This window comes from Streptococcus xiaochunlingii, from assembly GCF_006385805.1.
Classification (GTDB): Bacteria; Bacillota; Bacilli; order Lactobacillales; family Streptococcaceae; genus Streptococcus; species Streptococcus xiaochunlingii.
In genome coordinates, this window is record NZ_VFSG01000001.1 from 1 (window position 1) to 17,927 (window position 17,927).

Annotated in this window: 14 protein-coding genes, 10 tRNA genes, 1 rRNA gene and 1 pseudogene; 23 read left to right on the forward strand and 3 right to left on the reverse strand. The window is 40.3% G+C overall.

Annotated elements, in window-relative coordinates:
* Nucleotides 1–11 precede the first annotated feature (11 nt).
* The 11 genes from rrf to FJR71_RS00055 all read left to right on the forward strand — a co-directional run bounded on the left by rrf (nucleotide 12) and on the right by FJR71_RS00055 (nucleotide 1,173).
* Nucleotides 12–127, forward strand: a 5S ribosomal RNA gene (rrf, locus tag FJR71_RS00005).
* A 131-nt stretch (nucleotides 128–258) separates the two neighbouring features.
* A tRNA-Val gene (locus FJR71_RS00010) sits at nucleotides 259–331 on the forward strand.
* Nucleotides 332–333: 2 nt separating this feature from the next.
* Nucleotides 334–406: transfer RNA gene (locus FJR71_RS00015), tRNA-Asp, on the forward strand.
* 31 nt (nucleotides 407–437) lie between these two features.
* Nucleotides 438–510: transfer RNA gene (locus tag FJR71_RS00020), tRNA-Lys, on the forward strand.
* 5 nt (nucleotides 511–515) lie between these two features.
* Nucleotides 516–597: transfer RNA gene (locus FJR71_RS00025), tRNA-Leu, on the forward strand.
* 17 nt (nucleotides 598–614) lie between these two features.
* A tRNA-Thr gene (locus tag FJR71_RS00030) sits at nucleotides 615–687 on the forward strand.
* Nucleotides 688–710: 23 nt separating this feature from the next.
* Nucleotides 711–782: transfer RNA gene (locus tag FJR71_RS00035), tRNA-Gly, on the forward strand.
* Nucleotides 783–789: 7 nt separating this feature from the next.
* Nucleotides 790–875 (forward strand) — tRNA-Leu (locus FJR71_RS00040).
* A gap of 21 nt (nucleotides 876–896) precedes the next feature.
* Nucleotides 897–970, forward strand: a tRNA-Arg gene (locus tag FJR71_RS00045).
* A gap of 36 nt (nucleotides 971–1,006) precedes the next feature.
* Nucleotides 1,007–1,080: transfer RNA gene (locus tag FJR71_RS00050), tRNA-Arg, on the forward strand.
* 19 nt (nucleotides 1,081–1,099) lie between these two features.
* Nucleotides 1,100–1,173 (forward strand) — tRNA-Pro (locus FJR71_RS00055).
* Between the two features lie 65 nt (nucleotides 1,174–1,238).
* On the opposite strand, the gene FJR71_RS00060 is transcribed toward FJR71_RS00055, so the two are convergent.
* The 3 genes from FJR71_RS00060 to recX form a co-directional block, all read right to left on the reverse strand.
* A complete protein-coding gene (locus FJR71_RS00060) occupies nucleotides 1,239–1,556 on the reverse strand; it encodes a DUF960 domain-containing protein (RefSeq protein WP_023022377.1) in 318 nt (105 codons plus the stop codon).
* A gap of 99 nt (nucleotides 1,557–1,655) precedes the next feature.
* The gene (ntdP, locus tag FJR71_RS00065) at nucleotides 1,656–2,189 is read right to left on the reverse strand and encodes a nucleoside tri-diphosphate phosphatase (RefSeq protein ID WP_140813764.1); all 534 of its coding nucleotides are present in this window, start codon (nucleotides 2,187–2,189) and stop codon (nucleotides 1,656–1,658) included.
* 87 nt (nucleotides 2,190–2,276) lie between these two features.
* Entirely contained in the window at nucleotides 2,277–3,053 is a 777-nt protein-coding gene (recX, locus tag FJR71_RS00070) for a recombination regulator RecX (protein ID WP_140813765.1), read from the reverse strand.
* Nucleotides 3,054–3,211: 158 nt separating this feature from the next.
* Here recX and rlmD point away from each other — a divergent pair, with 158 nt between their 5' ends.
* The 12 genes and pseudogenes from rlmD to FJR71_RS00125 all read left to right on the forward strand — a co-directional run bounded on the left by rlmD (nucleotide 3,212) and on the right by FJR71_RS00125 (nucleotide 17,909).
* Nucleotides 3,212–4,567, forward strand: a complete 1,356-nt coding sequence (gene rlmD, locus FJR71_RS00075) for a 23S rRNA (uracil(1939)-C(5))-methyltransferase RlmD (protein ID WP_140813766.1) — start codon at nucleotides 3,212–3,214, stop codon at nucleotides 4,565–4,567.
* 17 nt (nucleotides 4,568–4,584) lie between these two features.
* A complete protein-coding gene (locus FJR71_RS00080; protein WP_140813767.1) occupies nucleotides 4,585–5,037 on the forward strand; it encodes a cytidine deaminase family protein in 453 nt (150 codons plus the stop codon).
* A 43-nt stretch (nucleotides 5,038–5,080) separates the two neighbouring features.
* Entirely contained in the window at nucleotides 5,081–5,314 is a 234-nt protein-coding gene (locus tag FJR71_RS00085) for a DUF1858 domain-containing protein (protein ID WP_006596822.1), read from the forward strand.
* Nucleotides 5,314–6,660: a DUF438 domain-containing protein gene (locus FJR71_RS00090; protein ID WP_140813769.1), complete on the forward strand. Its 1,347-nt coding sequence runs from the start codon at nucleotides 5,314–5,316 to the stop codon at nucleotides 6,658–6,660. Before FJR71_RS00085 ends, FJR71_RS00090 begins: the two co-directional genes overlap by 1 nt.
* 2 nt (nucleotides 6,661–6,662) lie before the next feature.
* Nucleotides 6,663–6,917, forward strand: coding sequence for a DUF1912 family protein (locus FJR71_RS00095; RefSeq protein WP_123159991.1), 255 nt, complete (start codon nucleotides 6,663–6,665; stop codon nucleotides 6,915–6,917).
* A 181-nt stretch (nucleotides 6,918–7,098) separates the two neighbouring features.
* Nucleotides 7,099–7,446, forward strand: a complete 348-nt coding sequence (locus FJR71_RS00100; protein ID WP_117745093.1) for a helix-hairpin-helix domain-containing protein — start codon at nucleotides 7,099–7,101, stop codon at nucleotides 7,444–7,446.
* Between the two features lie 266 nt (nucleotides 7,447–7,712).
* Nucleotides 7,713–8,276 (forward strand): annotated as a pseudogene (locus FJR71_RS09940) (flavin reductase family protein); the annotation flags it as partial.
* Nucleotides 8,277–8,837, forward strand: a complete 561-nt coding sequence (locus FJR71_RS10025) for a GNAT family N-acetyltransferase (RefSeq protein ID WP_216363963.1) — start codon at nucleotides 8,277–8,279, stop codon at nucleotides 8,835–8,837.
* The gene (locus tag FJR71_RS00110; RefSeq protein WP_117745091.1) at nucleotides 8,837–9,415 is read left to right on the forward strand and encodes an AAA family ATPase; all 579 of its coding nucleotides are present in this window, start codon (nucleotides 8,837–8,839) and stop codon (nucleotides 9,413–9,415) included. The genes FJR71_RS10025 and FJR71_RS00110 overlap by 1 nt, the downstream gene beginning before the upstream one ends.
* Nucleotides 9,408–12,059: a valine--tRNA ligase gene (locus FJR71_RS00115; RefSeq protein WP_140813771.1), complete on the forward strand. Its 2,652-nt coding sequence runs from the start codon at nucleotides 9,408–9,410 to the stop codon at nucleotides 12,057–12,059. Before FJR71_RS00110 ends, FJR71_RS00115 begins: the two co-directional genes overlap by 8 nt.
* 75 nt (nucleotides 12,060–12,134) lie before the next feature.
* Nucleotides 12,135–16,610, forward strand: a complete 4,476-nt coding sequence (locus FJR71_RS00120; RefSeq protein ID WP_140813773.1) for a hypothetical protein — start codon at nucleotides 12,135–12,137, stop codon at nucleotides 16,608–16,610.
* Nucleotides 16,611–16,688: 78 nt separating this feature from the next.
* Nucleotides 16,689–17,909, forward strand: a complete 1,221-nt coding sequence (locus tag FJR71_RS00125; RefSeq protein WP_140813775.1) for a DNA cytosine methyltransferase — start codon at nucleotides 16,689–16,691, stop codon at nucleotides 17,907–17,909.
* Nucleotides 17,910–17,927 lie beyond the last annotated feature (18 nt).

Sequence of the window (17,927 nt, forward strand, 5' to 3'; positions counted from 1 at the left end):
ATCATTCAGAGTTAAGTGACGATAGCCTAGGAGATACACCTGTACCCATGCCGAACACAGAAGTTAAGCCCTAGAACGCCGGAAGTAGTTGGGGGTTGCCCCCTGTGAGATATGGTAGTCGCTTAGCAAGGTTGAGTCTAGTGGAAACTAGGCTCATTTGGGAGTTTAGCTTAGTTGGAATTGAGAGGCAATCGAGATTCCAATCGGCGGATAAGAGAAACGTAGTTTCTCACCGTTGGCTGAGTTAAACGACCATTTGGGAGTTTAGCTCAGCTGGGAGAGCATCTGCCTTACAAGCAGAGGGTCAGCGGTTCGATCCCGTTAACTCCCATAGGTCCCGTAGTGTAGCGGTTATCACGTCGCCCTGTCACGGCGAAGATCGCGGGTTCGATTCCCGTCGGGACCGTAGAAACGAAGTTTCTAGCAGATAATGATACGACTCGTTAGCTCAGTTGGTAGAGCAATTGACTTTTAATCAATGGGTCACTGGTTCGAGCCCAGTACGGGTCATTATAGCGGGTTTGGCGGAATTGGCAGACGCACCAGATTTAGGATCTGGCGCTTTACGGCGTGGGGGTTCAAGTCCCTTAACCCGCATAAAAGAATAATAATGAGCCGGCTTAGCTCAGTTGGTAGAGCATCTGATTTGTAATCAGAGGGTCGCGTGTTCAAGTCATGTAGCCGGCATTTTTTTATATAAAGAAACAGATGCGAACGTAGTTCAGTGGTAGAACACCACCTTGCCAAGGTGGGGGTCGCGGGTTCGAATCCCGTCGTTCGCTTGAGGAGGCCGGGGTGGCGGAACTGGCAGACGCACAGGACTTAAAATCCTGCGATTGGTAACGATCGTACCGGTTCGATTCCGGTCCTCGGCATAGACTTAGGTTGGAGAAGGCGCACCCTTAGCTCAACTGGATAGAGTACCTGACTACGAATCAGGCGGTTAGAGGTTCGACTCCTCTAGGGTGCATGGTCGCAAGACTATGTAAGAATTGAATAAGAATGAGCACCCTTAGCTCAACTGGATAGAGTACCTGACTACGAATCAGGCGGTTAGAGGTTCGACTCCTCTAGGGTGCATAAAGCGTAAGCTTTAGTTCGGGAAGTAGCTCAGCTTGGTAGAGTACTTGGTTTGGGACCAAGGTGTCGCAGGTTCGAATCCTGTCTTCCCGATATTATTGAAAGGTCATATGACCTTTTTTGTTTTGTAAAGAAAAAAGGCCATTAGGCCTTTTCTTTTATAAGAGTTGGTATTCATCAATCAGCATGATTGTTTCTCGTCCTTTGTTATCAACAATTCTGACTTGTCTTGGATAATAGGGGTCGAAGGGAATTAGGAAATCAACTGCGATTTCTAAAGGAAAGTCTTTTTGACTGAACCGTAAGGTTGTTTTTCCTTTCCGATTGATGAGTTCAAATTTTAAAACGGGGTTTAAGGGATAGACATGTTTGAGGTAGTTGTCAATAACAAACCAGAAACTATCGATGATATCATCCGGTAAGCTGGTTACGACCCCAAAACTTGCATAGCGACCTCTTGTATTTGTAAACGCCATAGTGTCTCCCTTCCTATTTTTATTAAGTACATAGTACTTGTTTTAGGTGGATATTGCAAGTATTAAGTTCGAAAAAAAGAGCTTTCGCTCTTTCCAACTTTATTTATTTCGCAGTTCAACATAACGGTTGTACCAAATTTTAATGTATTCCTCAGAGAATGGACCTAACTGGTTGTTAATCCAGTCGACAAGAGTTTTGACATTTTCTTTTAGGATAAAGTCAATGTCATCTGAATAGTTCATTTTGCGTTTGTGCTGTTCGTATTCTTCTACGTCCAGCAGTTTCTTATCACCATCTGGAAAGACTTTGACATCAAGATCATAATCAATATACTTTAGTGCCTCTTGGTCCATATAATATGGACTGGCAAGATTACAATAATAGGATACTTCATTATCTCGGATCATAGCAATGATATTAAACCAGTACTTCTTATGAAAGTAGACGATTGCTGGCTCTCGTGTAATCCATCTTCTACCATCGCTCTCTGTAACGAGAGTATGATCATTGACGCCAATAAGTGCGTTTTCCGTAGTTTTTAGTACCATGGTGTCCCTCCAGGTTCGGTGGAGACTTCCATCATGTTTATAACTTTGAATTGTAATAAAGTCGCCTTCTTTAGGTAGTTTCATAACTTACCAACTTTCTACAATCTAAGTACATCCTCTATATTGTATCATATTTTCATGAAAATAAGGGATTTTCATGTGATTTTTTATTTAAAGGAATTCGCGAAGTGCTGTAGAAATGTCTGAGTAGTCGTATCCCTTGCGCGCAAGGGCTTGAGTGAGGCGTTGTTTAAGCTCGTAGCCCTTGTATTTTCGGGAGTATTTCTGGTGCTGTTTTTCTAGTTCCTTCATAATCAGGTCAAGAGTTTGTTCCTCGTCTGGTTCGATATCTAATTGGTGATAGGCTTGCTTGGCAACTTCATAACTAAAGCCTTTATTGATAAGAGTTTGTGTGATTTTATCTTTTAAGGCTCTTGGTGGAAGTTTCTTAACGTATTGCTTGGCTAGTTTCTGAGCAGTTCGTTGAACCACTTCGGAGAAATCAAATTCTGAGGTGATTTTGTCGATATAGTGGGAAGAGACACCTTTTTGAATGAGCTTTTGCTTGAGGAGATAGGGGCCCTTGTCTCCTGAGAGGTGATTGGATTGAAAGATAGCCCGAGTATAGGCCAAGTCATCGATCCATTTGTCTTCTTTTAGGGTGTTAATGACGGTTTCGATGGTAAATTCGTCGATTTCGTGCTTGATTAAGTAGTCTCTAACCTCGCGAGCTGTTCGTGCCTTAAAGGAAAGGTGATAGAGGGCCAAGTTTTTAGCATGGGAAAGCTGGGCATAGGTTTGAATTTCCTTGAGTTCTTCCTGGCCAATCTCTTTGTCTCGTGAGAGCATGAAGCGGACGATGGTGTCTTCTGTAATGTAGAGGGATTCGGCTTGATCCAGCTCTAGAAGGTAGAGACGTTTTTTCTTTTCTAATTTGGTAATTTTCATAGGTTTCCTGTTTCGTTTGTGTTTTATTGCGGTAAATGATCAGTCTTTCTCTTTATATTATTCGTAGTTCTTTTGAGAAATGGTCCCTGATTCCTTGTTTTTCTTCTCAATTCTATCATATTCTAAACGAATGAGAAACTACATGGTATAATAGACATATGAATCTAAAAGTTAAACAAAGAATTCCCTTGAAAATCAAGCGAATGGGAATTAATGGTGAAGGGATTGGCTTTTACAAGAAGACCTTGGTCTTTGTGCCTGGGGCTTTAAAGGGTGAAGATGTCTTTTGCCAAATTACGGCGATTCGGAAGAATTTTGCAGAAGCCAAGCTCTTGTCCGTCAACAAGGCTTCCAAGTATCGGGTAACGCCAACCTGTGATATTTATGAGACCTGTGGGGGCTGCCAAATCATGCATCTGAAGTACAGCAAGCAGTTGGAGTTCAAAACAGACTTATTGCAGCAGGCCTTGAAAAAATATGCTCCTAAAGGCTATGAAAATTATTTGATTCATTCGACGCTTGGGATGAAAAAACCTCAGTATTATCGGGCTAAGCTCCAATTTCAGACGCGTAAATTTAAGGGGCAGGTCAAGGCTGGTTTATACGCTCAAAATTCCCATTATTTGGTGGAATTAAGGGACTGTCTGGTCCAGGATCCGGTCATTCAGGAAATCGCTAATCACGTAGCTGAGCTATTGACCTACTACCAGATTCCGATTTCAGATGATCGGAAGCAATTGGGAGTTCGAACCATCATGGTGCGTCGGGCTCGTAAGACTGGACAGGTCCAAATGATCGTGGTGACGAGTCGACAAATTAATTTAACAGACTTGGTCGCAGACCTAGTAGAAAAATACCCTGAAATTGTAACGGTGGCAGTCAATCTGAACACTTCTAAATCAAGCGAGATTTATGGGGAGAAGACGCAGATTATTTGGGGACAGGAGACCATTCGTGAAGGGGTCTTGGATTATGAATTTTCCTTGTCTCCTCGGGCCTTTTACCAGTTAAATCCTGAGCAAACTGAAGTCCTCTATAGTGAGGCTGTCAAGGCCTTAGATGTATCACCAGAGGATCATTTGATTGATGCATACTGCGGGGTTGGAACTATTGGTTTTGCCTTTGCGGACAAGGTCAAGAGTGTACGGGGGATGGACATTATCCCTGAAGCGATTGAGGATGCTAAATACAATGCTAAGCAGATGGGATTTGATAACACCCACTACGAAGCTGGGACGGCTGAGGAAATTATTCCTCGCTGGTACAAAGAAGGCTATCGGGCGGATGCAGTCATTGTGGATCCACCACGGACAGGACTGGGTATTCAATTGATTGATACCTTGTTGCGCTATGCCCCTCAAAAGATGGTCTACGTTTCTTGCAATGTTTCCACCCTGGCGCGGGACCTTGTGGACTTGACCAAGGTGTATGATGTCGTCTACATCCAGTCAGTAGATATGTTTCCCCATACAGCTCGGACAGAAGCTGTGGTGAAGTTAGTCAAGAAAGCTTAATAGAACAGGAATCAACAATGGATATTTGGGAAATCATGTATGAAAAGGCCAAAGCCCTCTATCGTCCCCATGAAGTATCTGATTTTGTCTATGCGCAACACGTGGTTGCGGCTATTGAGGCAGAGGATGGGCAAATCTATACAGGCTTTTGTATGGAAGGGACCTGTGGAGTCTTTCATTTGTGTGCAGAACGAGCGGCTCTCTTTAATATGTACCAAGCATCTGGTCAAACCAAGGTGAAACGAATTTTAGCCTTCCGAGATCGACCACCTTATGGCGGCGACTCTGGAATGCCTTGTGGGGCTTGTCGAGAGTTCTTAATGGAACTTGATCCAGCCAATAGCCAGTTGGAGTTTATGGTCGATTATGAGAGTCGAAAGACTATTACTCTGGGAGAATTGATGCCCTTTTGGTGGGGAGAAGAACGGGCCAATCAGAGGGCTGAGGAGCTTCCCCAGGAGGAGTCTTAGTTTCCCAGGAGCTAAGATGAGAGAAGAAATGTGAGAGTGAGAGATGGACAATAAAATTGATGTATCGATTCCAGTGGCTCAAGTCATTGACCAACATCCAGAAGTATTGGATTTGTTGGTGGAATTGGGCTTTAAACCCTTAGCCAATCCGATCATGCGCAATACAGTTGGGCGCAAGGTTTCTTTGAAACAAGGATCAAAATTAGAGGGAACTCCCATGGAAAAGATTGTGCGAACATTAGAGGCCAATGGCTATGAAGTAGTGGGGCTAGACTAATGAGCGATGAACGAATTCATGTCTTGAGAGACATCTTATTAGACCTTCATCATGGAGCCTCTCCTGAGTCGGTCCAAGAGCGCTTTGATGCGACCTTTAGCGGGGTGTCTGCGATTGAGATTTCCCTCATGGAGCATGAGCTAATGAACTCTGATGCAGGCATTACCTTTGAGGATGTCATGGAGCTTTGTGATGTCCATGCCAATCTCTTTAAGAACGCTGTACAAGGGGTTGAAGTAGCAGATACTGACCATCCAGGCCATCCGGTTCAGATCTTTAAACAGGAGAACCTGGCCCTTCGAGCGGCTATGATGCGGGTCCGTCGTTTGCTGGATAATTATGAGACGACAGAGGATCCTGAGATGATCCAGGAGATTCACAAAGGCTTGTTGCGTCAGCTAGGCTTGGTGGGTCAATTTGATCGGCATTACCGCCGCAAGGAAGAGTTGATGTTTCCTATTATGGAACGCTATGGACATGATTCCCCTCCCAAAGTCATGTGGGGGGTAGATGACCAGATTAGAGACCTCTTTGCGAAAGCCTTGGAAGTAGCTAAGGAACTTCCTAATTGTGCCATTTCGGAGGTCAAAGAGCGCTTTGAAGCCTTTGCGCAAGAGTTTGAAGCCATGATCTTCAAGGAAGAGTCCATCCTCTTGATGATTTTGCTGGAGGCCTTTAGCCAAGATGATTGGCTCTCCATCGCGGAAGAAAGTGAGGCTTACGGTTATGCCATTATCATTCCGAGTGAGAAATGGGTGCCGAAACGTGTGGACTTTAAGGAAGAGGAAGCAAGAGAGACAGAAGGTTTAGGTGAAGCCCTTCCTTCTTCAAATGGAGGCGAGCAGCGACAGGTCATTGAGACTCCAGAGGGGCAGTTGACCATTACCTTCACGCCTAAGAAAAAAGAAGAGAGCTTCGATCGTCAGCAACCACAGGCTTTTGGCCATGGCTTCCTCTCTGTAGAGCAGGCTAACTTGATCTTGAACCATCTACCGATGGAGATCACTTTTGTTAATAAGGATGATATTTTCCAATATTACAATGATGCAGCACCTTTTGAGGAGATGATTTTCAAACGGACACCGTCGCAGGTAGGACGCAATGTCGAATTGTGTCACCCTCCGAAATACTTGGAGAAGGTCAAAGCAATCATGCAGGGGCTTCGCGAAGGAAAAAAAGACAAGTACGAAATGTGGTTCAAATCAGAATCACGTGGTAAATTTGTCCATGTTACCTATGCAGCAGTGCGCGATGAAGCGGGAGAATTTCAAGGTGTCTTGGAATATGTCCAGGATATCCAACCCTATCGGGAGATCGATAGTGAGTTTTATAGAGGATTGGAGTAAGAATGAGCTACGAAAAAGAATTTATGAAAGAATTTGAGGCTTGGATCAAGACCCAGGTCATGATCAATGAGATGGCCCTGACAGAAAGCAAAAAGGTCTATGAAGAGGATCAGGACGAGCGGGCCAAGGAAGCCATGATCCGCTATGAGAGTCGTTTGGATGCCTATCAATTCCTTCAAGGGAAGTTTGCCAACTACCACGCAGGGAAAGGTTTCCATGATCTTCCAGATGGCTTGTTTGGAGAGAGAACCTATTAAAGGCTCTCTGTAAAGGCTTTTGACTAGCTGGATTTGGCTGAAAATAGTGCAATGACTTGATTTTTCGAGGGATTGTGTTACAATAAAAAAGTTGAACAGACATCAACGAATTATTGAAAGTAATATTGGTGATGAAACCTTGTTGCCTTAGGGATTGATCACTGGATACTTAGGAGGAAAAATGGCAAAGAAGAACGTTAACCGTGCGAAACAATACAAACATCAAAATAGACATCTTGTGAAAAAAGCTGTCGCAACTGTAGGAGCAGCTGTTAAAGAGGCACCTAAGAAAGTTGAGAAAGCAGCAAAAGCAGCAGCGAAAGAAGTGAAACAAGTAGCTTCTTCAGTGGAAGAATTCGCTGCAAGCTTGGAAGGTGTAGCCCTTGATCGTGCGCAAACATTCTATGATGAAGGTATTCGCTCTGTTGCGGACTTCGCAAACTGGACAGAGAAAGAGTTGTTGGCCCTTAAAGGAATCGGCCCAGCAACTATCAAAAAATTGCAAGAACTTGGTGTCAAGTTTAAATAATCGCTTTTGTGATTTCTTGCTATTTCCGGGAAAACTTGATAAAATAAACCTGTTAGAGGTGTTTTGAATTCCACATTTTACAGAAAGTGGCGGTGCTGAGAAGTCCACAAATGTGTCAAAACTAGTTGCTAATGGATGAAAATGAAATAAACAAAGTTGCGGGCAAGGGCCCGAAATTGGGTGGTACCGCGGATAAACACATTCGTCCCTGTCAGATTGATGGCAGGGACGTTTTTTCTTTTATCCCCTAGCCAAAGGAGGTTGTTATGAAACAATCTTTTAAAACAAGTAAGCTCTACTATGGTTTTCCTATCTTCATCTTGGGCTATCAGGACCAGAACTTTGGGCACAATATCACGACCTGCAGTTCCTCTTATAGTCTGGGAGATTGGTTGGTCATCGGTGTTGGTGCTGAGGAAAATGCAGCTGACCAGATTAAGCATTATCAACAGTTTACCGTGAACATTCCTGGTGAACATTTCATGCTGGAGATGGAGCAAGCTGGTTTCATCAGCCACCGTGAAAAGTTGGAACACTTGGGATTAGACTATGAAATTTCTGAACGGACCCAGGCACCGATTTTAAAGGCTTGTCTAGTCGTATTGGACTGTCAGGTAGATCGGATTATCGAGGAAGATGGCATCTGCCATATCTTTGCTAAGATTCTAGACCGACTGGCTGATCCAGAACTACTAGACGATAAAGGGCATTTTAAAAATGACCGCTTTGCCCCGACTTACTTTATGGGGGATGGCAATCAACGTGTTTACCGTTATCTAGATGACCGAGTCGACCCCATGGGAAGCTTTATCAAGAAAGCGAGAAAAAAGATGACCAGAGCAGAACTACCTGAACGAATCGAAACGGAGCGTCTGGTCCTGCGAGTCCGTACAGTGGCGGATGCCGAGGATATCCATGCCTACGCCAGTTTGCCGGAGGTTGCCTACCCAGCAGGCTTTCCACCCGTCAAAACCTTGGAAGATGAGATTTATTATCTCGAGCATATCCTTCCTGAGCGCAATCAAAAGGATAATCTCCCAGCAGGCTATGGCATTGTGGTCAAAGGAACGGATACCATCATCGGCTCTGTGGATTTCAATCATCGCCACGAAGACGATGTACTGGAGATTGGCTATACCTTGCACCCAGACTATTGGGGTCGAGGCTATGTTCCAGAAGCGGCGCGTGCCTTGATTGACTTAGCTTTTAAAGATCTGGATCTTCACAAGATAGAACTGACTTGCTTTGGCTACAATCTCCAAAGTCAACGAGTCGCTGAGAAACTTGGCTTTACCCTTGAAGCTCGCATAAGGGATCGCAAAGATGCCCAGGGAAACCGTTGTGATAGTCTGATATACGGCTTGTTGAAGAGTGAGTGGGAGGTGGATTGATGCATGTTTTCATCATTGGAGCTCCAGCTTCAGGGAAAATGACCATTGGTCAGGAACTTTCGAAACTCACCGGCGCGACTCTCTTTTTCAACCATCAACCCATTGATTTTGCCCTCGAAATCTATCAAGATTTTACAGAGGAAATGTGGGAATTTGTTCGTGGAATTTACTTTTCTTTTCTTGGGACAAGCGCCAGGAATCATCGGTCGGTGATTTTAACAGGCGTAATTGACTTTTCAAATCAGTACAATCTGATGTATTTAAAGGAAATTCAGAATTTGTTGGATGATTATCATCAAGAGATTCTTTTTGTTGAGTTGGAAACAAGTCTTGAAGAGCGCTTACGTCGAAATCGAACGGAAAATCGATTAAAGCACAAACCCTTAAAACGACATATTGAGGTATCTGAAAGAGAAATTTTAGAGACCGCTGAAACACTTCAATTAAATTCTCAATTTCAACCAAATGAGTTGCACCACTACTTTAAAATAAATAATACGAATTTGTCTGCAGAAGAAGTTGCTAAGCAGATTCAAAATAAAATAAAAATAATAGAGAAAGGACACACACATGTCTAAGGAACTTTCACCTAAATACAATCCAGCCGAGGTTGAGGCTGGTCGTTACCAAAAATGGCTTGACGCTGATGTTTTCAAGCCTTCAGGAGATCAAAAGGCGAAGCCTTATTCGATCGTGATTCCACCACCAAACGTTACAGGTAAACTTCACCTTGGTCACGCTTGGGATACAACTTTGCAAGATATCATCATCCGTCAAAAACGCATGCAAGGTTTTGATACACTTTGGCTTCCTGGTATGGACCACGCGGGTATCGCGACTCAGGCTAAGGTTGAGGAGCGTTTGCGTGGTGAGGGCATTAGCCGTTACGACCTGGGTCGTGAAAAATTCCTCGAGAAAGTCTGGGAATGGAAAGACGAGTATGCCACTACCATCAAGGAACAATGGGGCAAGATGGGTCTCTCTGTAGACTACTCTCGTGAGCGTTTCACTCTTGACGAAGGTTTGTCAAAAGCTGTTCGCAAGGTCTTTGTGGACCTTTACAAGAAAGGCTGGATCTACCGCGGTGAGTTTATCATCAACTGGGACCCAGCAGCTCGCACAGCCCTTTCTGATATCGAGGTGATCCACAAGGACGTCGAAGGTGCCTTCTACCACATGAACTACATGCTGGAAGACGGTTCACGCGCCCTTGAAGTGGCGACCACTCGTCCTGAGACTATGTTTGGGGACGTTGCCGTTGCGGTCAATCCAGAAGATCCACGCTACAAGGACTTGATCGGTAAAAACGTCATCCTTCCAATCGCTAATAAACTGATCCCAATCGTTGGAGATGAGCACGCAGACCCTGAATTTGGTACGGGTGTTGTAAAAATCACGCCTGCCCATGATCCAAACGACTTCTTGGTTGGTCAACGCCATAACTTGCCACAAGTCAACGTCATGAACGACGACGGAACTATGAATGACTTGGCCTTCGAATTTGCGGGTATGGACCGTTTTGAAGCTCGTAAGGCAGTCGTTGCTAAGTTGGAAGAAATCGGTGCCCTTGTTAAAATCGAAAAACGTATCCACAGCGTTGGTCACTCAGAACGTACAGGTGTAGTAGTTGAACCACGCTTGTCTACTCAATGGTTCGTCAAGATGGACCAATTGGCTAAGAATGCCATTGCCAACCAAGACACAGAGGACAAGGTCGAATTCTACCCACCTCGTTTCAACGATACCTTCCTTCAATGGATGGAAAATGTCCACGACTGGGTTATCTCTCGTCAGCTCTGGTGGGGTCACCAAATCCCTGCTTGGTACAATGCTGAGGGTGAATTGTATGTCGGCGAAGAAGCTCCAGAAGGTGACGGATGGACTCAAGACGAAGATGTCTTGGACACTTGGTTTAGTTCTGCCCTTTGGCCATTCTCAACTATGGGCTGGCCGGATGTAGACTCAGAAGACTTCAAACGTTACTTCCCAACTTCAACTTTGGTGACTGGTTATGATATTATTCCGTTCTGGGTGTCTCGGATGATTTTCCAAGGTTTGGAATTTACTGGCAAGTCGCCATTCAAAAATGCCTTGATTCATGGTCTCATTCGTGATGAGCAAGGACGCAAGATGTCGAAATCTCTTGGTAACGGGATTGATCCAATGGATGTTATTGATAAGTACGGAACAGATAGCCTTCGTTGGTTCCTTTCAAACGGTTCTGCACCAGGCCAAGATGTCCGCTTCTCTTACGAGAAAATGGATGCTTCATGGAACTTCATTAACAAGATCTGGAACATCTCTCGCTACATCCTCATGAACAATGAAGGCTTGACCCTCGAGCAAGCAACGGCCAACGTGGAAAAAGTGGTCAAGAAGGAAGCTGGTAATGTCACAGACCGCTGGATTCTCCACAACCTCAACGAAACGATCGGAAAAGTCACTGAAAACTTTGACAAGTTTGAATTTGGTGTAGCTGGTCACATCCTCTACAACTTTATCTGGGATGAGTTTGCGGACTGGTACGTTGAGTTGACTAAGGAAGTCCTTTATAGCGATAATGAAGAAGAGAAAGTCATCACACGTTCTGTTCTCCTTTACACTTTGGATAAGATACTTCGTCTCCTTCACCCAATCATGCCATTCGTGACAGAGGAAATCTTTGGACAAATCTCAGAAGGTTCTATCGTTACAGCAGAATACCCAACTGTCAACCCAGCCTTTGAAGACCTTGCGGCTCACACAGGTGTGGAAAGTCTTAAAGACTTGATCCGTGCCGTTCGTAATGCGCGTGCGGAAGTAAACGTTGCCCCAAGCAAACCAATCACCATCCTTGTTAAGACGAGTGATAGCGACTTGGAAGCCTTCTTCAACAGCAATGTTAACTACATCAAACGCTTCACAAATCCAGAACACTTGGAAATCGCTTCAAATATCCCTGCACCTGAACTGGCTATGTCAAGCGTCATCACAGGAGCAGAAATCTACTTGCCTCTCGCAGACCTCCTCAATGTCGAAGAAGAACTGACTCGTCTCGACAAGGAACTGGCTAAATGGCAAAAAGAACTGGACATGGTCGGTAAGAAGCTCTCTAACGAACGCTTCGTAGCCAATGCCAAACCAGAAGTTGTCCAAAAAGAACGCGACAAACAAGCCGACTACCAAGCTAAGTACGACGCGACCGTCGCACGTATTGATGAAATGAAGAAGTTGGTTAAATAAACATAGAAACACGGCTGAATGCCGTGTTTTTTTGGTATAATAACATCAAACATACATTAACAGAGAGGTAGAATTATGCCTTATGAATCAGGTGGAAGAGCGGGGAAATTAGGGAATAATTATGAACTGAATTGGATTGTTTTAAAATTAATTGATATTGTTTCCGAAAAAATTGAAGCTATTAAGGTTGAAGCAATAGGTGAAGAAGAAGAGGGAGTGGACGTTTGGGTTAGATATTTTAACGGAAATACAGAAGCCCAACAATGTAAAGGAAGAAATGCTAGTAAAGATTATTGGACTTTATCAGATTTAAATAGTCGTGGAATTTTGAAAAGTTGGAAATTTCATCTAAGCAGAGACTTGATAACTACAGTTTCATTAGTTAGTCCACTTCCGTTTACAAACTTTTCTGATTTAATTTATAGGGCTAAGACTAATGATAATGCTCAGTCTTTTATTGATTATCAAGTTAATACATCTTCAGAGATAAAAAGCTTATTTGATAACTATATTAATTATTTAGGATTTTCTAAGGAAAATGATATTCTAAAAATTATAAATTTTTTAAGTAGAACTATGATTAGACAAGAGCCATCTCCAGAAAATGAAGAATATATTAGAGATAAAGTTAGTCAATATTTTATTGGTGATACTGTTAGCATAAAGTCAAAATTCATAGATTTAATTTCACGTGGTGAGATTTTTGGAAGATGGTTTACTCTTAGTGATTTAAATTCATTTTTAGCTAAAGAAAAAATTGAACTAAGAAATTTGGCACGTGATGATAGGATCCTCCCTAGAATAAAGACTTTAAATTATGAGTATAAAAATGGCTTTAGAACATTGGATTCCGGTCTAAAAATCCGCACACAATTTAGTGAATGTAAGAAATATATTGAAGAAGGAAAATCAATTGTCATTCATGGAAAAGCTGGCAATGGAAAAAGTGGCTTAACAGAAAATATTATTGATTGGTGTGATAAAAATAACATTTTACACTTAGATTTAAAACTAGATTGTTATATTCCCGAGGATACAACACAAAGATGGGGAGAGAGATTAGGGTTTCCTGCTAGTATCAGTTATTGTTTGAATGCTTTTTCTAAAGATAGGAATGCTGTTCTTATATTAGATCAACTAGATGCATTAAGATGGACAGCAAGAAATTCTAAAAACTCACTTGCGACTTGTTTAGAGTTGATTAGTGAAATAAGGGATCTTAATTCGGACAGGGAAAACAAAATTTCAATTATTTTCGTTTGTAGAACTTATGATTTAGAAAACGATAACGGAATTAAATCACTATTTGACAGAGAGATGAAAAATGATACTGAAACTTGGAAAAGAGTTGAAGTTAGTGAATTAATGGAAAATGAAGTTGAGGAAATCTTAGGGAGTAGATACCATAGTTATCCAAATAAATTAAGACAGTTACTAAGGCCCCCTAGTAATCTCTATATATGGGAGCAAATTAATAATAAAGAAGAATACTACCAAATAACAAGTACATATAATCTAGTTAATAAATGGTGGACAGACTTATCAGAAAAGTGTCAAGATGCCAATTTAAATGAACATAACCTGAGTGATCTAAAAGAAAAACTTGTTAAACTATTTACCGACACTGGTAAAACTGTATTTAGTAAGAGAAGAATAAAAGTTGATGAGAAGGCATTACGGTATCTAATTAGTCAAGGAATGCTAACGGAGCGTTCCAACAAAGTCTCTTTTGTTCATCAATCATTCTTAGACTGTTTTGTTGCAGAGAGAATGATTCTTGATTACTACAATGATTATGACGATATTAACGAAATAATTGGAAATAAAGCACAACAGAATCCAACAAGACGCTATCAATTTCAAATTTTTCTTCAATCATTATTAGAAGAGTCAGAAAAAGATTTTTTAGATTTTGGAACTAAACTGTTAATGAATGATAATGTCAGGTTTAATTTCAAATATGTTTTCTTTGAAATCTTAGGAAGTATTGAAGAACCATCTGAAGAGATTTTAAATTATGTAGAAGAGCTGATTCAAAATACAGAATATAGAAATCATTTGTGCCAAACGGTAATTAGTGGTCATCAATTGTACGTTAATTTTTTAACAAAAAAGAGAGTTTTACAAAAATGGTTAGGTATAAATAGAGCACTTGTAATTAACTTACTTAGTAGCATTTCACCATATTATACACCTGAAACCACTCAATTTATAAAAGATTCAATAGAAAATTCTGATGATAAAAATGAGTGGCGAGGTTGTTTCTTTAATGATTATCATAATGATTCAGAAGAATTTTTTAAGGTGAGATTGTATTATTGGAAATCTTACCTTAAAACCCCAGATTTGTCGGATGATTTATATAAAAATATAAATGCATATACAATTAAAATTTTATGCTTATTTCTTGATAAATTTCAAAATAGTGATGACAGTGTGCAATTCTATAGGGAATCGAAAAAGTTTGATAAAGTATCAAAAGAGTATATAAATAGAAATTGCAAGCACATCATACATATATTGTTGCCTTATCTTCAAAAGTTTTCAGAAAGTAATTCTACCAAATATAACTTTGCAAGAAAAGAACGAGATCATCTACAAAAATATTATCTTGATTTATTACATGAAGCAAATAAGTGTCTAATTTCGAAACATCCTAATATTTTTTTTGAAACTTATAGCAATTATATGGGAAGTGGTGATTATCTTTATAATGAAGTTATTTTAGATGCAATGTATTATTTGCCTACGAAATATTTTGATAAGTGTATTGAATATTTACTGATTGATTTTGACAAAACACTTTTTGAAAAGTCTCAAGGTTATGAAAAAAAATTAACTTTAGCCAAACGATTAATTTCTAAAGTCTCAAAGAAATGTTCAATGGAAATGTATGGTAAACTTGAAAAACAGATTATTCACTATATATCACCAGAGGCCACACAAAGACTAAAACGGAGGATTGACACAAATAAATCTAAAAAGGATTACAGGGTTTATTGGCCGTTCTGGGGAGATTTACAGTTTAGATTGTTATCGATTTTACCGAAAGAAAGAATGAGTGCAGAAGCTATTGAATTATTGAAGGTATTAGAACGCTCTAATAGGCTTCCCGATTCTTTTTATGATTCACACTGTGGAAGTGTAGTTTCTCCATTACAAGGTAAGAATATCTCTCCTGAATCTTGGAGGAATATTCTTATCAGTCCCAAAGGTGATACTAAATGTAGATGGAATAGTGAGAGAAACGTATTTATTGAATCTTCTCCTAGAGAATTAGCTGGGGATTTTAGAAATGCTGTTTCTAAAGATCCCCATGTATACATACCTTTGTTTTTACAATTGTCTTCCAAGAATATCATAAATGTAAACTATATAGATGGTTTATTGGGAGGGATTGTGGACTTGGAAGAAATTCCAGTTTTTATTCTAAGAGATATTGAATTTATTTTATTAAATTATGTAAAGGAAGATAGTTGGGATAATCTTTATCATTTTTTCCAAGTTATAGAGAAACATTCAGATATAGCATGGTCCAACAAAGTTTTAGAAAGACTTGATTATTATCTTAAGAAAACTGATTTAGATTCTCTTGATAAATTTAATGAGAATCATTCACTAGAAGATTATCTGCATCAATCGTACTCAACTTTGAGAGGTTATGGAATTCATGCTTTGACGAAACTAATAGAAAATTCATCAACATATATTTCGTACTTCAATGATACTATTATTTCACTTGCTAATGATAAGACTGACTATGTACGATTAAATTCTATTTTTCTTCTTCATATAATTTTAGATTTGAATAAAGATTTTGCTAGAGAGTTATTTATTGGGATTTTTAAAGATAAAAAGATGTTAGTTCATTTCCATAGTAACTACATTTTGTATAGACTATACGAAGATGAAAAAGAACGAATTCAATCTCTATTGCAATTAGCTTTCGACTCAAAAGATACATTACTTGTAAAAAATGCCTCATCTCTGATTACAGAAATTTACTTAAATAAAGGAGAAATGGAATCATTTGTTTATAGTGGAAGTGGACTTCAAGCAGAAGGTATTTGCCAGATGGCAATTAATTATTTAAAGATAAAGAAACATGAAGAGAAATCAAAGAAGATTATACTTCATTATTTAAGTGAGAATATTACAAATTTAGAAAAAATTTTACCTCAGTTATTCAGGGATGGTTTGTTGGATATTAAAGAAGATAGAGATTTAATACTTAAACTACTAACTTCAGAATATAAAGATAAGTTATATTATTATTTTTTAGAATCTCTTGAAAAACAAGTATCGATTTCAGATTATGCAACCATCATTTTTGAAACGGTGTCTAATATTGTTAGCAAAAACAATGAATTGAAATTGGAACCATATTATTATAGACGAATAGAAGAATATCTTTCTAGGTTAATGATACAGCTTTATGATGAACACAAAGGCGATGATGTTGCTGATAAGTGTTTAGATATTATTGATCAAATGTTTGAAAATGAGTTTGGTAGCTCACGAATTCTAATCGAAGAATTGATGAATAAATAAAAAATGCTGAATCTCTGTTCTCAATGAATTATTCATGTTATACTAGAAAAGTCAATATTTTAGAAAGCAGGTTACTACATGACAAATTCTGTAAGTTCGAACCGACCTGAGAAGTACAACATTGCAGCTTTCTTCTCAGGTGTTGGGGGAATTGAGTTGGGATTTGAACAGACCAACGAGTTCAGAGTGGTGTATGCCAATGAATTTGATAAGTATGCGCGTCAGACTTATCAGTTAAACTATCCAGATACCTATTTGGATGGTCGTGATATTCACGCTGTTCAGCCAGAGGATATTCCGAGTGAGCGCGTGGATGTGATTATGGGTGGTTTCCCTTGTCAGGCCTTTAGTATTGCAGGTTATCGCAAGGGTTTTGATGATGATCGTGGCGATCTTTTCTTTGAGTTGCTTCGGATGATTGAGGGATGCAAACCTCGTGCTATCTTCATCGAAAACGTCAAGAATATGGTCGGTCATGACCATGGCAATACCTTCAAGGTTATTCGTGAAGCCTTGACGGAGAACAACTACTTTATCAAGTGGAAGGTTCTCAACGGGAAAGACTACGGAAATATCCCACAAAACCGTGAGCGGATCTACATTGTTGGTTTTGATACTAAAGAAGCCTACGACTTATTTGAATTCCCAGAGGAAATCAAACTAACAACGACCTTGAGTGATGTTATTGATTTTGGTGCCAAGCCAGATGAGGCCTACTATTATCGAGAAGGCAAGCAAAATTTCTACGACCAATTGAAGTTTGAAGTGACTAGTCAAGATACGGTTTACCAATGGCGTCGTCAGTATGTCCGTGAAAACAAAAACGGTGTAGTCCCTACCTTGACAGCCAATATGGGAACAGGAGGGCACAATGTCCCTCTTATCCTGACAGATAGTGGGGAGATTCGTAAGTTGACACCAAAAGAAACCTTTAATGTCCAAGGCTATCCTAAATCCTTTAAAATTCCAGAAGGGGTTTCTAACGGTCAGCTCTACAAGCAGGCTGGAAATAGTGTGGTTGTTCCTGTGATTAAACGCATCGCAGAGCGGATTTCTTTTGCCCTTAATGAGAGCAATGGGCCGTCACAACTGGATCGTTCAGGAAAATTTGCCATTATCTACACAAAGATGAATGGTCAATTTGAAGGCCAGTCTTATGTGAAAGATTTTGTCTCCACTTATGAGGAAGCAGAGAAGAAGATTGCCTCCTATGAGGATGGGCTTGCAATTTTATCTGATGAAGATTATTTCAGATTGGTAAAAAAACGTGGAAATTTAGAGTTTTATAGCATTATTTAACGAATTATATAAATAAGG